Raw genomic sequence first — 22,608 nt, forward strand, 5'->3', positions numbered from 1 at the left:
GCTGAGGCGCCTCCCGGATTCCGGGAGGCGCCTCAGCCGTATGCCGTCCGCGTGCGCGGTGGCGGTGGCGGTCTACGGCTCGAACTTGTACCCGAGGCCGCGCACCGTCACCAGGAAGCGCGGGGCGCCCGGATCCGGCTCGATCTTGGCGCGCAGCCGCTTCACGTGGACGTCGAGCGTCTTGGTGTCGCCCACGTAGTCCGCGCCCCAGACCCGGTCGATCAGCTGCATCCGGGTCAGCACCCGGCCGGCGTTGCGCAGCAGCATCTCCAGCAGGTCGAACTCCTTGAGCGGCAGGTCGACCTTGCCGCCGGAGACGGTCACGACGTGGCGGTCCACGTCCATCCGGACCGGGCCCGCCTCCAGGGCGGCCGGCGTGACCTCCTCCGGCTCGCCCCGGCGGCGCAGCACCGCGCGGATGCGGGCGACGAGCTCCCGCGAGGAGAAGGGCTTGGTCACATAGTCGTCGGCTCCTATTTCCAGGCCGACGACCTTGTCGATCTCGCTGTCCTTGGCCGTGACCATGATCACGGGGACGTTGGACCTGCTGCGCAGCTGCCGGCACACCTCGGTGCCGGGCAGGCCGGGCAGCATCAGGTCGAGGAGCACGAGGTCGGCGCCGTTGCGCTCGAACTCGTCGAGGCCGTCGGGTCCCGTGGCCGCGATCGCGACCTCGAAGCCTTCCTTGCGGAGCATGTAGGACAGGACGTCGCTGAAGGATTCCTCATCCTCGACGACAAGCACTCGGGTCACGGAAGAGCCTCCGGGGCAGGGAATGAGTCAAAAGAGTCGGGTGCGGCGCCCGGGTAGGACGCCTCGTCGCCGTTGACGATGAGCGGGCCGCCGGATGTGCGGTCCCGGTCCCGTACGGAGCCCGCTTCGGGCAGCCGCAGGGTGAAGGTGGAGCCCTGTCCCTCCGAGCTCCAGACGGTGACCTCCCCGCCGTGCGAGGCGGCCACGTGCTTGACGATGGCGAGGCCGAGGCCCGTACCACCGGTGGCGCGCGAGCGGGCCGGGTCGACGCGGTAGAAGCGTTCGAAGACCCGTTCCCGGTCCTTCTCCGAGATGCCGATGCCCTGGTCGGTCACGGCGATCTCGATCTCGTCCCCGCCGGGTACGGCGACCCGGCGGGCGGCGATGCCGACGCGGGTGCGGGCGGGGCTGTAGTTGACGGCGTTCTCGACGAGGTTGCCGAGGGCGGCCGCGAGCTGGCCCCGGTTGCCCCATATGCGGAGCTCGGCGGTGCCGCCGGCGGCCATGGTGATCTGCTTGGAGCCGGCCTGCTGCCGGCAGCGGTCGATGGCCTCGGCGACCAGCTCGTCGACCCGGACCGGCTCGGCGTCCTCCAGCGGGTCGTCGTTCTGCACCCGGGAGAGGTCGATGAGCTCCTGGACCAGATTGGTGAGCCGGGTCGCCTCGATCTGCATCCGGCCCGCGAACCGCTCCACCGCCTCCGGGTCGTCGGAGGCGTCCATGACGGCCTCCGAGAGCAGCGACAGCGCCCCGGTCGGGGTCTTGAGCTCATGGCTGACGTTGGCGACGAAGTCGCGCCGCACCGCCTCGATGCGGCGGGCCTCGGTGAGGTCCTCGACCAGCAGCAGCACCAGCCGGGAACCCAGCGGGGCGACCCGGGCGGAGACCGCGAGGGCCTCGCCGCGGCCCGTGCCGCGCCGGGGGAGGTCCAGCTCGACCTGTCGTATCTCCCCGTCGCGGCGGGTGTCCCTGGCCATGTTCAGCATGGGCTCGACGGCGAGGCGCCCTCCCCGGACCAGCCCCAGCGCATACGCGGCGGAGCTGGCCTTGACGACGCTGTCGCTCTCGTCGAGCACGACGGCGGAGGAGCTGAGCACGGACAGGACCGTGTCGACCCCGGGGGGCAGGGGGGCATTGCTGTCGGGCCGCAGGGACGTACGCGTGGGCTTCTTCTGGTCGCGCTCGCTCCAGCGGAACGCCAGCATGGCGATCACACCGGTACAGACCCCGGCGATCGCTGCAGCTGCGGCGACCGCCGCGTTCACGTCCATGGCTCCAGGTTATGCGGCCCGGACGACACTCTCCCAGCCGTCCGAGTGCCTGTCCGAACACTCGTCGCCCAGAGTTCACCGAGGGGCAAGCGCCGGTTCACTTGGCCGGTCGGAACCCGACGCGTACGGCCGTCACGGTGGCAACGTGGGGTTCAGAGCTGGCCCCGGCCTCGGTTAAGGACTGGAGAGGGACATCCCATGCGTGACGCGTACCACGAGGAACTCGACTCGATCGGCGAGGGGCTGGTCGAGATGGCCCGGCTCGTCGGGTCGGCGATCGGCCGGGCGACGACCGCCATGCTCGACGCCGATCTCAAGCTCGCGGAGACGGTGATCGCCGCGGACCAGAAGGTCGACGACCTCCAGCACGACCTGGAGGCCCGGGCCATCGCCCTGCTGGCGCGCCAGCAGCCGGTGGCGACCGATCTGCGGATCGTGGTCACCTCCCTGCGGATGAGCGCGGACCTGGAGCGTTCGGGCGACCTCGCCCAGCACGTCGCCAAGCTGGCCCGGCTGCGTTTCCCGCAGTCGGCCGTGCCGCACGACCTGCACGCCACCATCCTGGAGATGGGCCAGCTGGCCCAGCGGCTGATGGCCAAGGCCGCCGAGGTGATCATCACCAAGGACGTCGACCTGGCGCTCCAGCTGGAGCAGGACGACGACGAGATGGACCTGCTGCACCGCACGCTCTTCCAGCACCTGATGGACGACCGCTGGAAGCACGGCATCGAGACGGCCGTCGACGTGACGCTGCTCGGCCGCTACTACGAGCGGTTCGCCGACCACGCGGTGTCGGTCGCCAAGCGCGTCGTCTACCTGGTGACGGGCGAGCACGCGGACGAGATCCAGCAGCCGTCCCCGGTCGAGGGCGCATAGCCGTACGGACGGGGTCAGCACGGCGTGCGTACGGCGTGCGGGAATCCGTACATGTGTTCCTGCGCGTGTGCGCCGTTGATGCGCCCGTCCGGGTGGGCATGCAATGGGGTGGGGCGGCACGACTTGTCCGTACGCCCCGGTCGTGGGCCCCGTGCGGGCGTACGGCCCTGTCGTACGCCTTGAGGAGGAACCATGGCCGATTCCCCCACGACCGGAACCCAGCAGGAGACACCCGCCGAGGCGGTGCACCTCCCCGTCCTCGGCGCCTGCGGCTGCGGCTCGGGCTGCGGGTGCGGATGCCAGTCCGGAGCGCCGTGCCAGTGCGGTGGGTGCTCCGGCTGACGGGCCGGACGGCGACAGGCGCCCCGCGCGGAGGGCTTCTCCCCGCGGGGCGCCTCCCCCGTACTCGCCGACGGGCGGCTCAGACGGCCCGCTCGGCGGCGGGACCGACGGCATCGGCGCCGAGGCCGGCGCCCGCCACGGGACCGCCGGCTTCCACCGGGCCGCTCTCCGCCGCGGCGCCCGGCTGCGGCAGGCCGCGCATCAGCAGCCCGTACCCGAACGCCGCCGCGGTCCCCAGCACGGCGCACGCGCCCCACAGCCACTCCGCGCCGAAGTGGTCGATGACGGCGCCGGACATCAGCGGGGCGACGAGCGCGGCGGCCGCCCAGGACAGGGTGAACATGCCCTGGTAGCGGCCCCGGCCGTGGGCCGGTGACAGCTGGACGACCAGGCCGTTCTGCACGGGCGCGTTGACGATCTCGGCGACGGTCCAGACGCAGACGGTCAGCGTGTAGAGCGCGACCGAGCCCGCGAAGGCGGTCAGCCCGAACCCGTACCCCGCGAGCAGCGCGGACACCACGAGCAGCCGGCGCGGGTCGCGGCTGCGGATGAAGCGGGTGACCGGGATCTGGAGCGCGACGATCAGGACGCCGTTGACGGCGATCGCCGTACCGAAGTCGGAGCTGCTGAACCCGTCGGCCCCCATGGCCACCGGCAGCCCCACGTACCCCTGCTGGAAGATCAGCGCGACGACGAAGGACAGGCCGACGACGGCCATGAACCGCCCGTCGCGCAGCACGGTGGTCAGCCGTACGTCGTCGGCGGCCGAGGCGTTCGCGACGGCGCCCGGGGACTTCTGCGGCCGGGACTCCGGCACCTTCATGAAGACGACGACCGCGCAGAACAGGGTCATCAGGGCCTCGCCCAGGAAGCCCGCGCGATAGCTGTACTCGGCTATGAACCCGGCACCGGCCGAGGAGACCGCGAATCCGAGGTTGATGGCCCAGTAGTTGAGCGAGAAGGCCCGCACCCGGTCCTGTGCGGGCACGATGTCGGCGATCATCGCCTGCACCGCGGGCCGGGAGGCGTTGCTCGCCATGCCGACGACGAAGGCGACGCCGGCGATGGCCACCGGATGGACCATGAAGCCGAGCACGGCCACGGACACGGCGGTCGAGACCTGCGCGACGAGCATGGTCGGACGGCGGCCGAGACGGTCCGTCATCACCCCGGCCCCGAGCGAGGAGACGACCCCGCCGAGCCCGTGCAGGGCGGCGACCAGACCGGCGTACGAGGCGGAGTAGCCCCGCTCCATGGTCAGGTACAGCGCCATGAAGGTGGCGACGAACCCCCCGAGCCGGTTGACCAGGGTGCTGGTCCACAGCCACCAGAACTCCCTGGGGAGACCGGAGACCGTCTCGCGGGTGGCCCGGCGAAGACCGGCGACAGACATGTGGGTTCCCCCCGGAACGTACGGAGTCGAAGAGCGACGGTAAGAGGTCCGCCGACCACCGGAACCTTACGAATCCGGGCTTCCCGCCTGCCACCGAATTGACGCCGCCCGTCAATCGAAGCCGCCCCCGCTCACCTGTCGGCCCGGCTGTCCGCCCTGTGGCCGGGCGCGCGCGGCCCGCACGGGTTCGATTACGCTCGGACTCATGGCCGACGCACCGTACAAGCTGATCCTCCTCCGCCACGGCGAGAGCGAATGGAACGCGAAGAACCTGTTCACCGGATGGGTGGACGTCAACCTCACCGAGAAGGGCGAGAAGGAGGCGGTCCGCGGCGGTGAGCTGCTCAAGGACGCCGGCCTGCTCCCCGATGTGCTGCACACCTCCCTCCAGAGGCGCGCCATCCGCACCGCCCAGCTCGCGCTGGAATCCGCGGACCGCCTCTGGATCCCGGTCCGCCGCTCCTGGCGTCTGAACGAGCGCCACTACGGTGCGCTCCAGGGCAAGGACAAGGCGCAGACGCTCGCCGAGTTCGGCGAGGAGCAGTTCATGCTCTGGCGCCGCTCGTACGACACCCCGCCGCCGCCGCTGGACCGCGACGCCGAGTACTCCCAGTTCGACGACCCGCGCTACGCGACCCTCCCCCCGGAGCTGCGTCCGGCCACGGAGTGCCTGAAGGACGTCGTCGTCCGGATGCTCCCGTACTGGTTCGACAGCATCGTCCCGGACCTCCTGACGGGCCGCACGGTCCTGGTCGCCGCCCACGGCAACAGCCTCCGCGCCCTGGTCAAGCACCTGGACGGCATCTCGGACGCCGACATCGCGGGCCTGAACATCCCGACGGGCATCCCGCTCGCCTACGAACTGGACGAGGACTTCCGCCCGTTGAAGCCGGGCGGCACCTACCTCGACCCGGACGCGGCGAAGGCGGCCATCGAGGCCGTGAAGAACCAGGGCAAGAAGTAGCTGCCCGCCCCGCGCTCTCCGGGCCCCCGTCCTGTGGTTCGTCCACAGGACGGGGGCCTTTGCGTGGTTCCGGACGTCCCGCCCTCCGCTAAGTTCACGCCGTGTCCGAACAGACGGCCGATCACGGCTCACTCATCGATGCCCTTCTCAGCAGCAGCCGCCGGGCCACGTTGCCGTTTCAGCAGGCCCACCGGGGTGATGTCTTCGGGACGGCGTTCTGGTTCAACGATCTCGTCGTCGGGGAGAGCGCGGACGGGGGCGAGGTCTACCGTCAGTTCCTGGTGACCGCCGGGGCGTTGACCCGGTACGACCTGGCCGAGATCCGGCTGCGGCCCGAGTTGTCCGACTCCGCCATGAGTGCGAACGGCCTCATGATGACGCGGTTCCAGGAGGGCTGGATTCCGCTCGGGGACTCCGGGGTCTCCGCGCTGCCCGCCGGTGTGCTGCACGCCCTCGCCCGCCGCAAGGGGTGGGCCTGGGCGACCGACGAGATCACCGACGGGGTGGCCGCGAAGGCCGAGGATCTGGCGCTGCTGGGGGACGGGCCCGTGCCGGCGTATGTGCTGGGGCACGACGTGGGGCCCGACCGGACGCAGCGCGAACAGGCCGTGGTCGTCGGGGAGGTGGTGCGGGGCGGCGACGGGCGGGGGTTCGTGTGGACGGTGCCCGTACCCCGGGGATGTGTCGGGGCACCCGTGTTCGCCGGGCTCCGGCTGGAGGGGCTGCGGTTCAGGCTGGTCTGTCTGGGGGTGCTGTTGCCCGGCGAAGGGGACCGGCATCCCGTGGCCGGCTTCGACCGGATCCGGGCCGGAGTGCGGGCGCTGCCCGAGGAGCGGCCGGCCCCCGAAGCACCCCGCTCCCGCTGGTGGCGCAAGCGGGTGTGACGCCGCTCACCCCGCGTCGTACCCTGTGGCGCATGTGGGGAGATCGGGAGAGCAGCCATGGGTGAGCCCCTGAAGACCTTTGTCGGTGGTGCCGAGGTCGAGGTGCCCAACAGCATTCCGGCCATTCGGGACGCCCTGCCCGAGGCGAGGCGTGAGGAGTTCGACAGCGCCATCAACGACGCCGGGGTGCACGAGATCCAGGCCGTGATGCGGCACTGGATGCTGGAGGCCGTTCCCGATCCGGAGGCCGAGCGGATTCTGGACCGGCTGGCGCGGGACGAGGCCGAGAGGCGGAGCGTCGCTTGAGCTTCCGGATCTCCTACGCGCCGCCCGCCGACGACACCCTGGCCAAGATGCGGGACGGCGACGCCTTCCGGGACGGGATGGCGGGCACGCTGGGGCGCGACCCGTACGGACACGGGTCGTCCGCCGTCAAGGGTGAGCACGATCGCCGCGAGGCGACCGTCGCCGGGGCGATCGTGCTCTATTACGTCTCCGGGTCGGTCCTGACCGTCACCGTGGTCCGGCTCGTCCCGCTGCCCTGACCCGGGCCGGGCCTCAGGCCAGCTTCGCGACCTGGGCGTCGACCACCGCGGTCGGCAGGTCGAAGTCGCCGCCCGCGCCGGAGGCGGCCAGGTTCAGCGCGGTGAACGAGGCGACCGTGGCGCCCTGGCGGACCTCCACCAGCTTCATCGCGCTCTTCTCGCCCTCGGCCTCGACCGTCACCGTCCACGCGACCGCGTCCTCGCCGCCCTTGACCTTCTCCTCCGCGATCCTGACGATCTTCTGCTTCTCCCCGGCGGCGGTCAGCGTGAAGCCGGACGCGCAGTCGGTCGCGGCGGTCCGCAGCGACGCCAGCGTCTCCTCGGCGCCCTTGCCCTCGTACGAGGTGAGCGTGGTGAGCGTCGTCGTGATGTCGAACGCGGCCTTGAACGCCTCCTCGGGGTCCGCGGTGTCCTGGTCGGCGCCCTTCTTCGGCTCGCTGACCACCTTGCGCTGGGTGGACGCGGCGGGCGTGCCGGCCTTGGCACCCATCAGCACGTCGGCGAAGACGTCGCACGCCGCCTTGTCCGCCGTCACGTCCTTGCCCGAGACGGCGTCGGCGGGGCCCGCCTTGGAGATCTTGTGGGCCTTGACGTCCCCCTGGGCCAGCGAGACCTTCTCCAGCTCGGCCTCGGTCAGCACCTTCGCCGCGGGCTGGTCCGCGCCCTTGTCCGACGGCTGGGCCGAAGCCGTGCCGCCCGCCTTGCCGTTGTCCTTGTCGTCGCCGTCCGCACCGCAGGCCGCGGTGAGGAGGGCCAGGGAGATCACGGTGGCGGCAACGGCGGTACGGCGTATGGCAGTGGGTCGCATGGCCCGTCCTTCTGTCTCAAGATGTTTCGCCCGCACGAGAACAGCCGTCGCCGGGTTCGGCGCGGCCGGAGGGGGTCGTGGGGGTGATCCAACTCTATGAGTGCGCCGGGGTTTGGCAATCCTTTACCTTGGGCATCGCACGTGATCGTGATTACGTCGTGATCACCTCTCCCTGGGGGCCGCAGTGACGATCGATCCCGTTCTGTCCGCCGTGCTCGGTTCCGTCGGCGTGCCGCCCGGCCTGGTCGCCTCGTGCACACCGCTGGCCGGCGGCACGTACAACGCCGTCACCCGCGTCGCGCTGAGCGACGGCCGCGTGTGGGTCGTGAAGACTCCTCCGCCGGCCGCCGGGGACCATCTCGCCTACGAGCGCGATCTGCTGGTCAACGAGGTCACCTTCTACACCGCCGCGGCCGACGCCGCCGGGGCGACCGCCGTCCCCCGCGTCGTGCACAGCGGGCTCGACCCGGCCGCCCCCGAGGGCGCGTACGTGGTCATGACGGCCTGCCCCGGACTGCCCTGGCACACGTTCACCGGCGCCATGGCCGACGGCGAGGAGCCCCGGCTGCGCGGCGAACTCGGGCGGATCGTCGGCCGTCTGCACGGCGTTGCCGGGCCCGGCGGCTTCGGCTATCCGTCCGGGGCGCTGGGGCCGCTCGCGCCCACCTGGCGGCAGGCGTTCACGACGATGACCGGGGCGGTGCTGGCCGACGCGCGACGGTACGCGGCGCGGCTGCCCCGTACGGCGGCGGACATCGGCGAGGTGCTCGGCGCGGCCTCGTACGTCCTGGACGATGTCACCCGGCCCGCGCCGGTCCACTTCGATCTGTGGCAGGGCAACATCCTGGTCGCCGGCGAGCCGGGCGCGCGGCGGATCGGCGGGATCGTCGACGGTGAGCGGATGTTCTGGGGCGACCCGGCCGCCGACTTCGTCTCGCTCGCCCTGTTCGGGGACATGGAGCGGGACAAGGACTTTCTCGCGGGGTACGGGGAGTCGGCGCCGGGCGGACCGGTGGAGTTCGACGCCTCGCTGCGGCTGCGGCTGGCGCTCTACCGCTCCTACCTCTACCTGATCATGCTCGTCGAGACGGTGCCGCGCGAAACGGCCGGGGAGCGGCTGGAGTGGACGTGGAACGAGGTCGCGCCCCGGCTCGAAGCCGCCCTGGGAGAAGTGGAGTCGGCGCTGCGGGGGAAGGGCTGAGCCCCTGCCCCCGCAGCGCCGACGGCCCGGACGCGCGCGGCGTCAGCGCGCCAGGGCCCGCTGGGCCTCGTACAGGTTCTGCGGGCGGACGGCCTCCGGTGTGCCGTACGCCTCCAGGCGGGTGTGCAGCTCGCCGGTGAAGTCCGGGACGTCGATCTGGCCGAACTCCGTCACCTCGCTCACCCCCACGGTCGCGCTGTACGGCGCCAGTCCGTCGATGCGCATCAGACCGGCCCGGCCGTTGGTGACCCGGATGTTCCAGTGGGTGAAGCGGGCGCCGAACAGCGGTCCGGCGCTCGCGTCGCCGCCGTGCCGGCCGTTGTTGTTCACGGTGATGTCGGTGCGCACGTCGGCGAACGGCATCCCCCGGTGCGAGTCGAAGGTGCCCATCTCCATCACGCCGTGCGACCAGACGTTGTAGCTGGACAGCCCCTCGACGTTGATCCCGTGCAGCTGGGTCCCGGCGGGCGCCGGGACGGTGCGCTGCTCGATGGTGAAGTCCTCGACCAGGTTGTCGTGCGAGCCCTCACGGCAGTAGTACGGGTGGTGCGAGCCGCGCCCCGCGACCTTCGTGCGGCGCAGGGTGCAGGCGGAGGCGCCGATGAGCCCGAAGCCGTTGTCGACGTGGCGGACGGTGATGTCGTCGGCCCAGCAGTCGTACGCGCACTGGAAGGCGACGCCGTTGTACCCCTTGTCGAGCAGGTGCGGCGACTGCGGGGTCTCGACCGCCTCCAGGGTCAGCCCCTCGACACCGGAGCCGGTGAGCGGGGTGGCCAGGGTGGTGAGGCGGGGGTCCCACTCGGGCCGCACGTCGAGCGGCAGGGGCCGCTCCAGGGTGACCCGGCGGCCGTGCACGGCGGTGACGCGGACCGGCCATTCGTAGGGAACGTACGAGGTCAGCTTGGTCTTGTCGTCCCAGGAGTACGCCCGGGGGCCCGCGCCGCCGCCCGCCATGTGCTCCAGGAGCGTGTGCCCCGGGTCGTCGGCGAGCCGGAGCAGGACGAGCGCGCCCGGCTTCAGCTTCCGGGCGTCGTCGACGGTGACCGTACGGTCGCCAAGGCGGGCTGGCGCGACGGCGGCCAGGGTGCGCCACTCGTCGCGCCTGTTGCCGCTCCAGCCCTCGAAGGGCCAGTCCTTCGCCTTGATCGCGTCGGTGAGCGAGGTCCAACGGGCTTCGGGACAGAGCCAGATGAGCCCGCCGGCCCAGGACCAGCTGGACTTGTCGCCGCCGTAGCGGCTGCCGTACACGCCGATCAGCTCGGTGAGGTTCTTCGTCGCGTACAGCGTGGTGCGCCCGCTGCCCGCGCCGCGCACCACCACGTCGCTGTGGCCGATGCGGATGATGTCGTCGATGCGGTACGTGCCCTCGGGGATGAGGACCGTGCCGCCGCCGCGCTTCCCGGTGGCGGCGATGGCGCGGTTGATCGCGGGGGCGGCGTCGGCGGAGCCGTCCGGCGCGGCGCCGTAGTGCAGGACATCGGCGGTGAAGCCGTGGCCGGCGCGGCGGCGGGGCAGGTCGGAGCCCGCCCGGTAGCCGGCCCGGCCGATGAAGGGGATCTGCGGGTGGGCGTAGGGACGCGCGGTGAACTCCCGCCAGAGCGGGGTGAGTCCCGGTCTGCCGCCGGCCCCGGTGGCGGCCGTGCCGCGGCTCGTGGCGGAGGCCGTCCCGCCGCCGAGCGTGCCGGTGGCCGCGACGGCGGCGACCGCCACCGCGCTGCCGAGCAGTCCACGCCTGCTGAGGTTCCCGTCGGTCGCCATGAGCCCGATCCGCCTTCCTTGCCGCGATTTCAAGGATGTGAACGATGTTCATATGTGCGTCGGCGGTGAGCATGCCACGAGTCCCGGGCGCGGCGGAAGAGTCGCGCACCGGGGAATCTTCGAGCGGGGAACAGCCGGGAGGCTGCGGTCAGTTGGCGGGGCGACGGGTCAGATGCGTGAACGCGTCCAGGTTCCGCGTGGACTCGCCGCGCGACACCCGCCACGCGTACTCCTTGCGGATCGCGTCCGCGAACCCCAGCTCCAGCAGGGAGTTGAAGGCGCCGTCGGCGGCCTCCAGGACCACACCGAGCAGCCGGTCCAGCTCCTCGGGCGTGACCACGGAGAGCGGCAGCTTGCCGACGAGATAGATGTCCCCGAGCGGGTCGATCGCGTAACTCACGCCGAAGAGACGGAGGTTGTGCTCCAGCAGCCAGCGGTGCACCGCCGGTTCGTTCTCGTCGGGGTGCCGGATGACGAAGGCGTTGAGGGAGAGCGCGTGCGTGCCGACCAGCAGCGAGCAGGTGGTGGAGAGCTTGCGGGTGCCGGGCAGCTGGACGACGTAGTTGCCGGGTGCGGGGCTCTCCCAGTCGAGCCCGGCGTCGTCGAACGTCGCCTCGATGACCTGCGCCACCTGCGTGACCTGGGTCGTTGCCGCTTCGTCGGGTACGTCAGCCATGGTCCGAGCGTACGTCAGCGGCCAGGCGCCCGTACGGCCGGCGAGGGGCCGCGTACGGCCGGCCCGGCGGGGCCCGCCGCCTCGGCTCAGCCGTGGTGCGACCGCACCCGCCGCCGGTGTTCCTGCATCGCCGCCGTGTACACGTCCGCCGTCGCCGCGGCCGCCGTGTCCCAGCCGAACCGCTGGGCGTGCTCGGCCGCCGCGTCGCCCATCCTGCCGACCAGCTCCGGCGTCCGCACGAACCGTTCCAGCGCACGCGCGTACGCCACCGGGTCGTGTCCGGGGATCAGGAAACCGCTGACCCCGTCCCGTACCGCCACCGGAAGGCCGCCCACGGCCGCCGCGACGACCGGGGTGCCCGCCGCCTGGGCCTCTATGGCGACCAGGCCGAAGGACTCGCTGTACGAGGGCATGACCAGCACGGACGCGGCCCGGAACCAGTCGGCGAGCTGGTCCTGCCCGACCGGCGGATGGAACCGCACGACGTCCGCGATGCCGAGCCGGGCCGCCAGCTTCTGCAGCCCCTCCGGCTTGGCGAGCCCGCTGCCGCTGGGGCCGCCGACGACCGGTACGAGGATCCGCGACCGCAGCGAGGGGTCCCGGTCCAGCAGGGCGGCGACGGCGCGCAGCAGCACGTCCGGGGCCTTCAGCGGCTGAATGCGGCCCGCGAAGAGCGGGATCAGGGCGTCTTGCGGAAGCCCCAGGCGGGCGCGGGCGGCGGCGCGGCCGTCGGCGACGCGGAAGCGGTCCAGGTTGACGCCCGGGTGGACGACCGCGACGGCCTGCGGATCGGCCTCGTAGAAGCGGACCAGCTCGTCCGCCTCCTCGGCCGTGTTCGCGATCAGCCGGTCGGCCGCGCTGACGATCTGGGTCTCACCGATGACCCGGGCGGCGGGTTCGGGGGTGTCGCCCTCGGCGAGCGAGGCGTTCTTGACCTTGGCCATGGTGTGCATGGCGTGGACGAGGGGGACGCCCCAGCGCTGGGCGGCGAGCCAGCCGACGTGGCCGGAGAGCCAGTAGTGCGAGTGCACCAGGTCGTAGTAGCCGGGGCGCTGGCCGGCCCACGCCTGCATCACGCCGTGCGTGAAGGCACAGAGCTGGGCGGGCAGCTCCTCCTTGGCCAGGCCCTCGTACGGTCCGGCGTCGACGTGCCGGACCAGGACGCCGGGCGACAGCTCGACGGCCGGCGGCAGGGCGCCGGTGGTGGAGCGGGTGAAGATCTCCACCTCGATGTTGATCGCGGCCAGGCGCTTCGCCAGCTCCACGATGTACACGTTCATGCCGCCCGCGTCGCCCGTCCCCGGCTGGTGGAGCGGGGAGGTGTGCACGGAGAGCATCGCGATCCGGCGCGGCTTGCGGTGGCCGCCGGGAAAGGATCCGGTGAAGCCGGCGGGGAACCTGAGACGCGGTGCGACACGGCTGCTGCCGCGCCGAGAGACGTACTGGCTCACGTCGTCCGGTCCTCCTCGCTGGGCCCTGGTGCCGACGGACTCACGGCATGGCACCGAAGGGGCGCACGGCCCCTTCGAAGGTCTGGAACAGCGGAACCCCTCCTTTCATTTCCGCTTTGCCAAATCATTACGGTGGGGCTCCGGCGCGTCGCCGCGACGGCCGCCGGGCGCCCGTACCCACCGGGATCGTTACGCTCTGTGTCATGCGCCCGATCGGCACCGCGACCCGCGGGACCACCAACCCGAACCGGCTGCGCCGCATGGACCGCTGGATCGCCGCCACCCACGGCCCCGCCCTGCGCCGCGCCGACGCCCCCGTGGCGGTCGACCTCGGGTACGGCGCGGCCCCCTGGACCGCCGTGGAGCTGCTGGCCCGGCTGCGCACCGCCGAGCCGCGCACCGCGGTGGTCGGCATCGAGATTTCCCCGGAGCGGGTCGAGGCGGCCCGGCCGTACGAGCGTGAGGGCCTCACCTTCCGGCACGGCGGCTTCGAGATCCCGCTGCCCGGCCGCCCGGCGCTGATCCGGGCGGCGAACGTGCTGCGCCAGTACGACGAGGAGGAGGTCGCCGCGGTCTGGGAGCGGCTGTGCGGGCGGCTGGCGCCGGGCGGGCTGCTGGTGGAGGGCACCTGCGACGAGATCGGGCGCCGCCATGTCTGGGTGGCGCTGGGGCCGGAGGGCCCGCGCACGGTGACCTTCGCGACCCGGCTCGGCTCGCTGGGCCGGCCATCCGATCTCGCGGAGCGGCTGCCGAAGGCGCTCATCCACCGCAATGTGCCGGGCGAGCCGGTGCACGCGTTCCTGCGCGACTTCGACCGGGCGTGGGCGGCGGCGGCCCCGTACGCCTCGCTCGGCGCCCGGCAGCGCTGGATCACCGCCGTCCGGGCCCTGGCGGACGACTGGCCGCTGACCGACGGGGTACGGAGGTGGCGGCAGGGCGAAGTGACGGTGAAGTGGAGCGCGCTGCGGCCCGAGCGGTAGCACAACGGGAGGGAAACAGGGGGAAATCCCCCGGCCCCGGGAACGCCTGCGGGGTATTGATCGTCGGAGAAGTGGGGCCGTGCGGACGACGGAGGACGGCGGGGGTGTGTCTGCCTCTGTTGCTTTTCGGTACGGCATGGCACGATCTCGTCGGTGCCTTAAGTTACTGACGGTTAATCAGGTCGACCGGACCTCTTCGGCCCGGCCGGATCTGCTCGGAGGGGGAGCCCGTGTACCGACGTCACTGTGCCGCCGCTGCCATCACCCTGGTCTGCGCGCTCGCCGTACTCGCCGCGCCGGTCCCGGCCCTCGCCGCGCCCGCGCCGCCCTCCCCCACCGCACCGCCGGAGCCGGAGCCGAAGAAGAGCCTGGAGGAGGTCCGCCAGGAAATCGACGGGCTGTACCGGGCCGCGGGGGCCGCGACGGACGCGTACAACCTCGCCGAGGAGAAGGCGAAGAAGCAGTCGAGCGAGATCGTCAAACTGGCGCAGGCCATAGTCGAGGGCCAGGCGAGGATCGCCGAGCTCAAGAGCAGAGCCGGCGCACAGGCCCGCGAGGAGTACCGCAACGCCGGACTGCCGCCGGGCGCCCGGCTGATGCTCAGCGGCGACCCGCAGCTCTTCCTCGACGGCGTGAGCCGGGCCCGCCAGGGCCAGCAGGCCGCCAAGGGGCTTCTGGGCGAACTGAACAGGACCCAGGAGGACTTGGAGACGTACACCCAGGACGCCAGCACCAACTGGACCAAGCTCGAAGCCAACCGCGTGAAGCAGGCCAAGGCCAAGAAGAAGATCAACGCGCAGATCGCGGCGGCCAAGAAGCTGGAGTCCCACCTGGAGAAGAAGGAGAAGGCCCGCCTCCTCGCGCTCGAACAGGAGGAGGCGTACAAGTCGCAGACCGCGTGGCTCGGCTCCGGCGCGCTCAAGGAGATCAACCGCGAGGCCAGCCCCAGCGGCAAGAAGGCGGTGGCCTTCGCGACCGCCCAGATCGGCAAGCCGTACGTATGGGGGGCCGAGGGCCCCAAGTCGTACGACTGCTCCGGGCTGACGTCCCAGGCCTGGGCGGCGGCCGGACGGCCGATCCCGCGCACCTCGCAGGAGCAGTGGCGCCTGCTCCCGCACATCGCGATCCAGGACATGCGCCCCGGCGACCTGATCATCTACCACAGCGACGCCACGCACGTCGGGATGTACATCGGCGACGGCGCGATCGTGCACGCCCCGCGCCCCGGCCGCAACGTCACCCTCGCGGGTGCGGGCTCCATGGAGATACTCGGCGTCGTCCGCCCGGACAAGTAGGGGGCGGCAGCGGTCCGGCGGTCCGCGTGAGCGGCGCCACTCCGCCCCCGGCGGCAGGCGTGACCTTTGTCATGCCCTCCCCGGCACCCGGAAGCGGGACCGGCGCGCCGGATCCGTGACCTGACGCGGCTTATGGCGGTGCATATGCCGGAGGCCACGTGCGGTGCGCCATTCCGTTCCCGCGTCCCGTACCGCTATGGTCCCCGTCTGGCGGGTCGTCGATCGTCGCTCCGCCGCGCCCTCGGGGGGAGGGAAGGAAACCCGAACCGATGCCCGTACCCGTACCGCAGCAGCGTTCCGAGCCCGCTGCGGAGACCAGCAATGGCGCCGACCTCACCCTCCTGGTGATCGAGGACGACCCGGCGGGCACCATCACCGTCCCCGAACTGTCGGCGGCGGCCGGCGCCCGGGTCCGCATCCGCGCCGCCCGCAACCTCACCGAGGCGGGCCGGCTGCTCACCGACGACGTGGACTGCATCCTGCTGGACCTGGCCCTGCCGTCGGACGCCGAGACGCGCGCCGGCGGGGAGGACGAGGCGGACGAACTCGCCACGCTCAAGCACGTGCTGCGGATCGCGCCCCGCCACGCCGTCCTCGCCCTCACGGCGGAGGACGACGCCGAGCTGGCCGCCGAGGCGGTCCGGGTGGGCGCGCAGGACTACCTCTTCCGCGGCGAACTGGACGGCAGGCTGCTCAGCCGCGCCATCCGCTACGCCGTCGAGCGCAAGCGCGCGGACGTGGCGCACCACCAGCTCACCGAGTCCCGGCTGCGCGCCCAGGAGAACGCCCGGCTGGAACGCGGCCTGCTCCCCACCCCGCTGCTGGAGGGCTCCGACCTGCGCTTCGCGGCCCGCTACCGCCCCGGCCGCAGCCGGGCGCTGCTCGGCGGGGACTTCTACGACACGGTCCGTACGCCCGACGGCACGGTCCACGCGATGATCGGCGACGTCTGCGGGCACGGCCCGGACGAAGCGGCGCTCGGCGTCGAACTGCGCATCGCCTGGCGGGCGCTGACCCTGGCCGGACTCTGCGGCGACCAACTGCTCTCCACCCTCCAGCAGGTCCTGGAGCACGAGCGGGAGAGCGAGGAGATCTTCGCGACGCTGTGCACGGTGGACATCGCCCCGGACGGCCGCCGCGCGGGCCTGTGCCTGGCGGGCCACCCCGCACCGCTGATCGCCCGCCACGGACGGGCGGCGCAGCTGCTTCCGTACGAGGACGGCGGCCCGGCCCTCGGCCTGCTGCCGCGTGCTCGGTGGCCGCGCCGGCAGGTGGAGCTGGGCGGCTCCTGGAGCCTGATGATGTACACGGACGGGCTGATCGAGGGCCGTGTCGGCAACGGCACGCAGCGGCTCGGCCAGGACGGCATGGTCGCGATGATCAACCGCCAGCTGGGCGAGGGGCTGACCGGCGAGGACCTGCTGGAGGCCGCGGTCGCCCAGGTGCGGGAGCTGAACGGCGGCGAGCTGACCGACGACGTCGCGGTCCTGCTGCTCGACCGCGACCAGGACACCCCGCGCCGGCGCGCGCGCATCCCCCGCCCGCGCCCCGGACACGTGTCGGCCGCAGGGGCTCAACGCCCGCCGTTGTAGGGGCCGTACGGGCCGTCGCTGCTGGAGCCGCCGCGACGGCCGCCGCCGGAGACGGCCTTGAGCGCGGGGCGTACGTCCACGAAGAAGACGATGGACGCGACCAGGCCGGCGAGCTGCACGAAGAGGAACGGCACCCAGAGGTTCACCGCCACCGCGACGCCCAGGATGATCAGCCAGAAGGACTTCTTCTGCTTGTCCGCGGCGCGGTAGGCGTCCTCGCGGGCGACCGCGGCCATGACCAGCGCGACCACTGCGAGGACGAGCATGGCCGTGTAGATCAGCCCGAGGAACGACTGGAAGCCTTCGAGCAACATGATGTGCACCGCCTAGTGAGTGGATGAGCGCCTCGCGGCCAAGGTACCGGGACAACGACCGGGGCACCCCGAAAGGTGCCCGCCCGTCGTCCCGGCACACCTGCCGGACATCGCGACCGCTACTTGGCGGAGGGCGGCGTGGCCTTCTTCGCGGCGGGCTTGCGCGCGGGCGCCTTCTTGGCGGGCGCGGCGGCGGGCTTGGCCTCGGCCTTGACGCTCTTGGGCGCCGGCGCGGGCTTGGCCGGGGCGGGCCCGGCGGCGGGCTTCGGCTCGGCCTTGGTGGTCGTGGCGGCCGGCTTGGACTCCTTGCGCGGCTCGACGACGACGGCGATCTCGACGATCTCCTCGGCGGTCTCACCACGCCAGGTCCGCACGGTCTGCTCGCCGCGCTCGGCGACCTTCTCGTACGTCTCACGGGCCCGTACCGCGTACTCCGCGGCCACGCCCACGCCCCGCAGGGCCAGGTCCTGGGCGCTCTCCCCGAGCTTCTTCAGGTCGGTGTCGAAAGCGCCGATCACCTCGGTGACCTTGGCCTGCAGCGTGGCCTGGGCCTCCTTGGCCTGCCCGGCGACCTTCTCCTGGACGGCCTTGGGGTCGGTGTTGCGCACGGCCTCGATGCGCTCCGGCGCCTCGGCCCGCAGCTGCTCGATCAGCGCCGGAACCTTGCGCGCCTGCTGCACGGCGAGATCGGCCGTGCCGGCCGCGAAGTAGAGGGGGGTCGGGTCGGTGAGGGTCTTGCGCAGGTCATCGGTGATGGCCATGACTGTGGTCCTCCCGGATCATCAGACGGTGTATGAGGGTATTGAGGCTGTGGAGCGTGTTGCGGGCTTCTCAAGCTGTATCGGCAGCAGGGCCGTCGTCGTTGAAGGGCGCATCCGCACCGGACGCGCGCCCCTCCCCGTCCACGGGCTCGTCCTCGAACCCGTTCTCCTTGCGGAAGGAGGCGTAGATCTGGAGCAGCACGCTCTTCTGCCGCTCGTTGATCGACGGATCGGCGAGAATCACCGCCCGCGTCTCCAGCTCCTCCCGCTCCCGCTCGTCCAGAATCCCGGCCCGCACGTACAGGGTCTCGGCAGAGATCCGCAGCGCCTTGGCGACCTGCTGCAACACCTCGGCGCTGGGCTTGCGCAGCCCGCGCTCGATCTGGCTGAGATAGGGATTGGACACCCCGGCGGCATCGGCGAGCTGCCGCAGCGAGAGCTGCGCGGTACGGCGCTGCTCGCGCAGGTACTCACCGAGATTGCCGACGTTGAGTGATGCCATGCCTCGATACTGGACCCCCGCTGCTAACTTTTGCAAGCACCCGCTTGCAAAAGTGTTCAGGACCACTCGTTCGGGGGTGCGGGCCGGGCAGTTCAGTCCAGCAGGGCCGCCCTGAACACCTCGCGGTGCTCCGTCAGCCAGGTCTGGAGGCGGTCCCAGCGGGACCATCCGCCGCGTTCGGCCAGCGCCTGGAGGTAGACGGGGTCGCCGTCGGCCACGCGGCGGGTGACGAAGGACCGGCAGACCTCCGTGGCCTGCTCGACGACGTGGGGCAGCTCGGCGCGGGCCTGTGGCGTGAGGCCGTAGCTGTCGGCCAGGATGCGCAGCCGCGCGGGCGCGTCCAGCCCCGGGGGGTAGAACGCCGCCGCGGACGCGGGGTCGGCCAGGGGGACCCAGTAGCGGGCGGTCATGGCGACGTCCCAGAGGGGGCGGCCCGGGGCCGCCTGGTCGAAGTCGATCAGGGCGGCGGCGCGGCCCTCGCGGAAGACCACGTTGTCCGGGCACACGTCGTTGTGGCACAGCATCGTTCCGCCCTCCGGGTCGGCCAGCTCCCCCGGCCACGCGGCCCGGGTGTCGACCCCGACGGCCGCACTGGTCTCGTGCAGGCGCCGCAGCAGGCTCCCCACCGATTCCAGGGCGGTCCGCGTCATCGCCCAGTCCGCGAACGGCGGCAGAGCCACGTCGCCGGGGACGAAGGTCAGCTGTTCGCGGCCGTCCCCGGTGAGAGCGACCGGGGTCGGCGCCGCGTCGAAGCCGTGCTCCTTCAGCGCCCGGAGGTGGGCGTGCAGGGCGCGGGCGTTGCGCGGCGCCGGGCGGTCGACCAGCGCGCCCCGGCGGAAGACCGCCCCCGCGTTCGCCATGCCGCCGACCAGTGCCTCGCCCTCAGCCGTCATGCCGGTCACGCTATCGCCCCGGAGCCGGAGTTCACCGAGGGCCGGGGCGGCCGGCGCCGCGCCGCTCCCTTGACCTGAAGGGTGCTTGAGCTCCTAGCGTGCCCCGTAGTCGCTCAGTTGCCCAGTTGCTCATCAGACGACAGGAGAAGGCACCCATGATCCTTGTGACCGGAGCCACCGGAAACATCGGCAGTGCACTGCTGAAGGAGTTGCACGCATGCGGGGCCGGGCCGCTGAGAGGGCTCACCCGTGATGCCGCGCGGGCCTCCTTCCCCGAGGGGGTCGCGGCCGCGGAGGGCGACTTCACGGATCCGGCGTCAGTGAAGTCCGCGCTGGAGGGCGTGCGTTCGGTGTTCCTCGTGTCGCGGATCGGCCCGGACGCCGACATCATCGAGGCCGCCCGGCAGGCCGGGGTGGAGCATGTGGTGCTGGTCTCGTCGATCACCGCACTGACACACCCGCACCTGGGCCCCGCCGTCGAGAACCTGGCGGTGGAGCAACTGGTGAAGGACAGCGGGATGGCCTGGACGATCCTGCGGCCGACGCAGTTCGCCTCCAACGCCCTGCTGTGGGCCGCCTCCGTCCGTGAACACCGGGCCGTCCGCGCGCCGTTCGCCGACGCGGGGCTGCCGGCCGTTCACCCCGCGGACATCGCGTCGGTGGCACGGGTGGCGCTCACCGAGCCCGGCCACCGGGGACGGACGTACACCTTGACCGGCCCCGAGCCGGTGTCGCCCCGCCGGCAGGTCGAGGCCATCGCCGCCGCGCTGGGCCGGGAGGTGGCGTTCACCGAGATCGGCCGCCAGGAGGCCCACGCGCAGATGGTCGCGGTCGTCGGGGCCGAGGACGCGGACGCGGTGCTCGACGTCATGGGCGGGGACGTCAACGACGAGCTGCTGGCGGTGCGCGACACGGTCGCGCGGGTCACGGGGCGCCCGGCCCGGCGGTTCCGGCAGTGGGCCGAGGAGAACACCGCCGCGTTCCGCTGAGCCGCCCGGGCACCGGCCCTGGGCGCGTTCACCCGTACCGCTACCGTCTGCCGTCATGACCGCAGCCGAAGACCGAGCCGCCGCCGAGCCGGACGGGTCCCTGGCCCGTGCCGCGTACCTGCGGGCCACCCGGGACTCGTACGACACCGTCGCCTCCGACTACGAACTGCTCCTGCGCGACGAGTTGGCCGGCAAGCCGCTGGAGCGGGCCGTGCTCGCCGCGTTCGCGGAAGGGGCGCGCGGGGCCGGGCCGGTCGCCGATCTCGGGTGCGGGCCCGGGCGGGTGACCGCGCACCTCGACGCCCTGGGCGTGGACGCGTTCGGGGTCGATCTGTCGCCCGGGATGGTCGAGGTCGCCCGCCGGACGCACCCGGGGCTGCGGTTCGAGGTGGGGTCCATGACCGCCCTGGAGCCGGCCGACGACAGTCTCGGCGGGGTCGTCGCCTGGTACTCGACCGTGCACACGCCCCCGGAGCTGCTGCCCGCCGTGTTCGCCGAGTGCCACCGGGTGCTGGCGCCCGGGCGGCAGATGCTCCTGGCGTTCAAGGCCGGGGACCGGCTCCGGCATCTGGACCGGGCGTACGGACACGCCCTCTCGCTCGACGTGTACTGGATGCCTCCCGAGCGGATCGCCGGGCTGCTGGAGGACGCCGGGCTCGTCGTCACCGCCCGGCTGATCCGCGAACCCGACGAGAGCGAGCGGGGGCGGCAGGGGCCGCAGGCCTTCTTCCTCGCCCACAAGCCCGTACCGGCGTGAGGGCCGGCGCGGTGGCGTGAGCGCCGGCGCGGCGCCCGGCACCGCTCACCGTGCCAGGAACCCCGCGACGGCCGACGTGAACGCCTCGGCGTCGTCCAGCCACGGATGGTGCCCCGCGCCCGGCTGCACCACGAACGCGGCGGCGGGGAACAGTGCGGCGAACTCGGCCACCGCGCGCGGCGGGCTGTTCAGGTCGAACTCGCCGGCCAGCAGCAGGGCGGGGCCCGCGAACTCCGCGAGCGCACGGCGGGCCGAGGGCGGGTCGAAGGCCCCCTCGGCGCCGAAGTGCGCGACGGCCTGCGGGTTGGCGGGCCGGCTCTCCGCGCGGTGCCGGCGGGCGGCCTCGTCCCAGCGGCCGCAGAAGAACGGGTCCACCGCCTCCCAGTCCGCGCCCTCGCCGCGGGTGAGCGCCTCCAGCGCGGCGTACGCGGCCGGGAACCACGGTTCGCCGCTCCGCAGCCCGGCGAGTTCCCGGCGCTCCTCCCCCGTGATCTCGATGCCCACGGCCCGGGTGCCCGGGGTGACCAGGACGAGCCTGCCGACCCGGTCCGGGTACCGGGCGGCGTACTGGGCGGCGATGTTCGCCCCGGCGGAGTGGCCGAGCAGATCCGTGCGGGCGAGGCCCAGGTGGCGGCGCAGCGCCTCGATGTCGTCGACGAGACGGTCGCAGCGGTAAGTGGCGGGGTCCTCGGGGACCTCGGACCGGCCCGTGCCGCGCAGGTCGGGAACGATCAGACGGCGATGGGCGGACAGGCCGCCGAGTTCACCCAGGTAGCGGGAGTCGGCGGGCCCTCCCGGGACGCAGATCAGCGGGTCGCCGGGCCGCTCCTCCCCGTACACGCGGTGGGCGAGCCGGGTTCCGTCGGGCGCTGCGCAGAAGGTCGTCATGGGGGCAGCGTGACACCCATAACCTGGTTGTACAACCAGGTTATGGAGCGTGCTGTTCGCGGTATAACTGAACCGTGGCAGGCGGAGAGAACACCCAGCAGGACCCCGGGACGCTGACCGAGGAACAGGCCGCGCGGATGCTCGCCGGCATGAACGACGTCATCCGCGCGGGCGAGGAGATGCGCAGGCTCCGCGCCGAGATGATCAAGGTGTTCGTCGGTTTCGGCTGGACCCAGGACCGCATCGCCCGGCTCACCGACATGAGTCAGCCCGCCGTGTCCAAGCAGGTGATGAAGCACCGGAGCGACGGCCCGCCGCCCCCGGTGGACCTCGCGCTCGGCCAGGGCGACCGCCCCTGGCTGGAGGGACGGTTGTGGGCCCTGGCCGAGGACATCGCGGAGACGTACGCCGCCTCCGCCCGCTGCACCCCCTGCGTCGACGCGCTCACGCGCGGCAGGAAGCACTTCACGCCCGAGAACGTCGACGCGCTGCGACGGCTCGTCGAGGACGATCTGCGGCGGTACGGCGAGGAGCTGCCCGCCCACCGGGCCGCGTACGACGAGATCGCCCGGGGTCTGGACCTGCCCTCCCGGTCCGCCGCCACCCCGGCCGGCTCGCCCTCCGTACGCCGCACCCTCGCCCACCGGATCCAGCGCGACCGGCTCGGGGGCCTCGCCTGACCCGGGCCGCCGGCCGGGCACCGATCGCCTCACCG

At 72.6% G+C, this 22,608-nt stretch carries 24 protein-coding genes; 12 read left to right on the forward strand and 12 right to left on the reverse strand.

All coding sequences use genetic code 11. From position 1 onward, the window contains the following. Nucleotides 1–72: 72 nt before the first annotated feature. Both RLT58_RS16025 and RLT58_RS16030 read right to left on the reverse strand, forming a co-directional pair. Nucleotides 73–753, reverse strand: coding sequence for a two-component system response regulator PhoP (locus RLT58_RS16025; protein ID WP_136201434.1), 681 nt, complete (start codon nucleotides 751–753; stop codon nucleotides 73–75). Further along, nucleotides 750–2,024 carry a two-component system sensor histidine kinase PhoR gene (locus RLT58_RS16030; protein WP_311311062.1) on the reverse strand — a complete coding sequence of 425 codons (1,275 nt, stop codon included), beginning with the start codon at nucleotides 2,022–2,024 and terminating at the stop codon, nucleotides 750–752. The genes RLT58_RS16025 and RLT58_RS16030 overlap by 4 nt, the downstream gene beginning before the upstream one ends. A 198-nt stretch (nucleotides 2,025–2,222) precedes the next feature. On the opposite strand from RLT58_RS16030, the gene phoU reads away from it, so the two are divergent. Continuing rightward, nucleotides 2,223–2,900 carry a phosphate signaling complex protein PhoU gene (phoU, locus tag RLT58_RS16035; RefSeq protein ID WP_311311063.1) on the forward strand — a complete coding sequence of 226 codons (678 nt, stop codon included), beginning with the start codon at nucleotides 2,223–2,225 and terminating at the stop codon, nucleotides 2,898–2,900. Nucleotides 2,901–3,321: 421 nt separating this feature from the next. Here phoU and RLT58_RS16040 read toward each other — a convergent pair whose 3' ends face one another. After that, nucleotides 3,322–4,635: an MDR family MFS transporter gene (locus tag RLT58_RS16040; protein WP_311311064.1), complete on the reverse strand. Its 1,314-nt coding sequence runs from the start codon at nucleotides 4,633–4,635 to the stop codon at nucleotides 3,322–3,324. 205 nt (nucleotides 4,636–4,840) lie between these two features. Here RLT58_RS16040 and RLT58_RS16045 point away from each other — a divergent pair, with 205 nt between their 5' ends. The 4 genes from RLT58_RS16045 (at nucleotide 4,841) to RLT58_RS16060 (ending at nucleotide 7,028) form a co-directional block, all read left to right on the forward strand. Further along, entirely contained in the window at nucleotides 4,841–5,599 is a 759-nt protein-coding gene (locus tag RLT58_RS16045; RefSeq protein ID WP_311311065.1) for a phosphoglyceromutase, read from the forward strand. A gap of 101 nt (nucleotides 5,600–5,700) precedes the next feature. Next, a complete protein-coding gene (locus RLT58_RS16050) occupies nucleotides 5,701–6,483 on the forward strand; it encodes a hypothetical protein (protein WP_311311066.1) in 783 nt (260 codons plus the stop codon). 57 nt (nucleotides 6,484–6,540) lie between these two features. Beyond that, nucleotides 6,541–6,789: a hypothetical protein gene (locus RLT58_RS16055; protein WP_311311067.1), complete on the forward strand. Its 249-nt coding sequence runs from the start codon at nucleotides 6,541–6,543 to the stop codon at nucleotides 6,787–6,789. After that, a complete protein-coding gene (locus RLT58_RS16060; protein ID WP_311311068.1) occupies nucleotides 6,786–7,028 on the forward strand; it encodes a hypothetical protein in 243 nt (80 codons plus the stop codon). The genes RLT58_RS16055 and RLT58_RS16060 overlap by 4 nt, the downstream gene beginning before the upstream one ends. 13 nt (nucleotides 7,029–7,041) lie before the next feature. On the opposite strand, the gene RLT58_RS16065 is transcribed toward RLT58_RS16060, so the two are convergent. Further along, nucleotides 7,042–7,836 carry a hypothetical protein gene (locus tag RLT58_RS16065; RefSeq protein ID WP_311311069.1) on the reverse strand — a complete coding sequence of 265 codons (795 nt, stop codon included), beginning with the start codon at nucleotides 7,834–7,836 and terminating at the stop codon, nucleotides 7,042–7,044. A 184-nt stretch (nucleotides 7,837–8,020) separates the two neighbouring features. On the opposite strand from RLT58_RS16065, the gene RLT58_RS16070 reads away from it, so the two are divergent. After that, complete coding sequence (locus tag RLT58_RS16070) at nucleotides 8,021–9,037, forward strand: phosphotransferase family protein (RefSeq protein WP_311311070.1); 1,017 nt, start codon at nucleotides 8,021–8,023, stop codon at nucleotides 9,035–9,037. Nucleotides 9,038–9,079: 42 nt separating this feature from the next. On the opposite strand, the gene RLT58_RS16075 is transcribed toward RLT58_RS16070, so the two are convergent. The 3 genes from RLT58_RS16075 to mshA all read right to left on the reverse strand — a co-directional run bounded on the left by RLT58_RS16075 (nucleotide 9,080) and on the right by mshA (nucleotide 12,922). Next, complete coding sequence (locus tag RLT58_RS16075) at nucleotides 9,080–10,795, reverse strand: glycosyl hydrolase family 28-related protein (RefSeq protein WP_311311071.1); 1,716 nt, start codon at nucleotides 10,793–10,795, stop codon at nucleotides 9,080–9,082. Between the two features lie 148 nt (nucleotides 10,796–10,943). Then, nucleotides 10,944–11,471 carry a type III secretion system chaperone family protein gene (locus RLT58_RS16080; RefSeq protein WP_311311072.1) on the reverse strand — a complete coding sequence of 176 codons (528 nt, stop codon included), beginning with the start codon at nucleotides 11,469–11,471 and terminating at the stop codon, nucleotides 10,944–10,946. 86 nt (nucleotides 11,472–11,557) lie between these two features. After that, on the reverse strand, nucleotides 11,558–12,922 hold the full coding sequence (gene mshA, locus RLT58_RS16085) for a D-inositol-3-phosphate glycosyltransferase (RefSeq protein ID WP_311311073.1): 1,365 nt from the start codon (nucleotides 12,920–12,922) through the stop codon (nucleotides 11,558–11,560). A 203-nt stretch (nucleotides 12,923–13,125) separates the two neighbouring features. Between mshA and RLT58_RS16090 the strand changes: the two genes are divergently transcribed. From RLT58_RS16090 to RLT58_RS16100, 3 genes are all read left to right on the forward strand, one after another. Further along, a complete protein-coding gene (locus tag RLT58_RS16090; RefSeq protein ID WP_311311074.1) occupies nucleotides 13,126–13,902 on the forward strand; it encodes a class I SAM-dependent methyltransferase in 777 nt (258 codons plus the stop codon). 230 nt (nucleotides 13,903–14,132) lie between these two features. Beyond that, nucleotides 14,133–15,197 carry a C40 family peptidase gene (locus tag RLT58_RS16095; RefSeq protein WP_311311075.1) on the forward strand — a complete coding sequence of 355 codons (1,065 nt, stop codon included), beginning with the start codon at nucleotides 14,133–14,135 and terminating at the stop codon, nucleotides 15,195–15,197. Nucleotides 15,198–15,466: 269 nt separating this feature from the next. Further along, nucleotides 15,467–16,789, forward strand: a complete 1,323-nt coding sequence (locus RLT58_RS16100; protein ID WP_311311076.1) for a PP2C family protein-serine/threonine phosphatase — start codon at nucleotides 15,467–15,469, stop codon at nucleotides 16,787–16,789. Here the strand turns inward: RLT58_RS16100 and RLT58_RS16105 are convergent. From RLT58_RS16105 to RLT58_RS16120, 4 genes are all read right to left on the reverse strand, one after another. Continuing rightward, a complete protein-coding gene (locus RLT58_RS16105) occupies nucleotides 16,771–17,103 on the reverse strand; it encodes a DUF2516 family protein (RefSeq protein WP_311311077.1) in 333 nt (110 codons plus the stop codon). The genes RLT58_RS16100 and RLT58_RS16105 overlap by 19 nt on opposite strands. Nucleotides 17,104–17,222: 119 nt before the next feature. Then, the gene (locus tag RLT58_RS16110; protein WP_311311078.1) at nucleotides 17,223–17,864 is read right to left on the reverse strand and encodes a hypothetical protein; all 642 of its coding nucleotides are present in this window, start codon (nucleotides 17,862–17,864) and stop codon (nucleotides 17,223–17,225) included. 70 nt (nucleotides 17,865–17,934) lie between these two features. Then, nucleotides 17,935–18,366, reverse strand: a complete 432-nt coding sequence (locus RLT58_RS16115) for a helix-turn-helix domain-containing protein (protein WP_311311079.1) — start codon at nucleotides 18,364–18,366, stop codon at nucleotides 17,935–17,937. Nucleotides 18,367–18,458: 92 nt separating this feature from the next. Next, the gene (locus RLT58_RS16120) at nucleotides 18,459–19,259 is read right to left on the reverse strand and encodes an aminoglycoside phosphotransferase family protein (RefSeq protein WP_311311080.1); all 801 of its coding nucleotides are present in this window, start codon (nucleotides 19,257–19,259) and stop codon (nucleotides 18,459–18,461) included. Between the two features lie 155 nt (nucleotides 19,260–19,414). Between RLT58_RS16120 and RLT58_RS16125 the strand changes: the two genes are divergently transcribed. Both RLT58_RS16125 and RLT58_RS16130 read left to right on the forward strand, forming a co-directional pair. Beyond that, nucleotides 19,415–20,248, forward strand: coding sequence for an NAD(P)H-binding protein (locus RLT58_RS16125; RefSeq protein ID WP_311311081.1), 834 nt, complete (start codon nucleotides 19,415–19,417; stop codon nucleotides 20,246–20,248). A gap of 55 nt (nucleotides 20,249–20,303) precedes the next feature. Then, nucleotides 20,304–21,005, forward strand: a complete 702-nt coding sequence (locus RLT58_RS16130; protein ID WP_311311082.1) for a class I SAM-dependent methyltransferase — start codon at nucleotides 20,304–20,306, stop codon at nucleotides 21,003–21,005. Nucleotides 21,006–21,050: 45 nt separating this feature from the next. Here the strand turns inward: RLT58_RS16130 and RLT58_RS16135 are convergent, their stop codons facing one another. Continuing rightward, nucleotides 21,051–21,893, reverse strand: coding sequence for an alpha/beta fold hydrolase (locus tag RLT58_RS16135; RefSeq protein WP_311311083.1), 843 nt, complete (start codon nucleotides 21,891–21,893; stop codon nucleotides 21,051–21,053). A 74-nt stretch (nucleotides 21,894–21,967) separates the two neighbouring features. Between RLT58_RS16135 and RLT58_RS16140 the strand changes: the two genes are divergently transcribed. Then, nucleotides 21,968–22,573: a sigma-70 family RNA polymerase sigma factor gene (locus tag RLT58_RS16140; protein WP_311311084.1), complete on the forward strand. Its 606-nt coding sequence runs from the start codon at nucleotides 21,968–21,970 to the stop codon at nucleotides 22,571–22,573. The last annotated feature ends 35 nt before the right edge of the window (nucleotides 22,574–22,608 follow it).

It is taken from the genome of Streptomyces sp. ITFR-16, from assembly GCF_031844705.1.
Classification (GTDB): Bacteria; Actinomycetota; Actinomycetes; order Streptomycetales; family Streptomycetaceae; genus Streptomyces.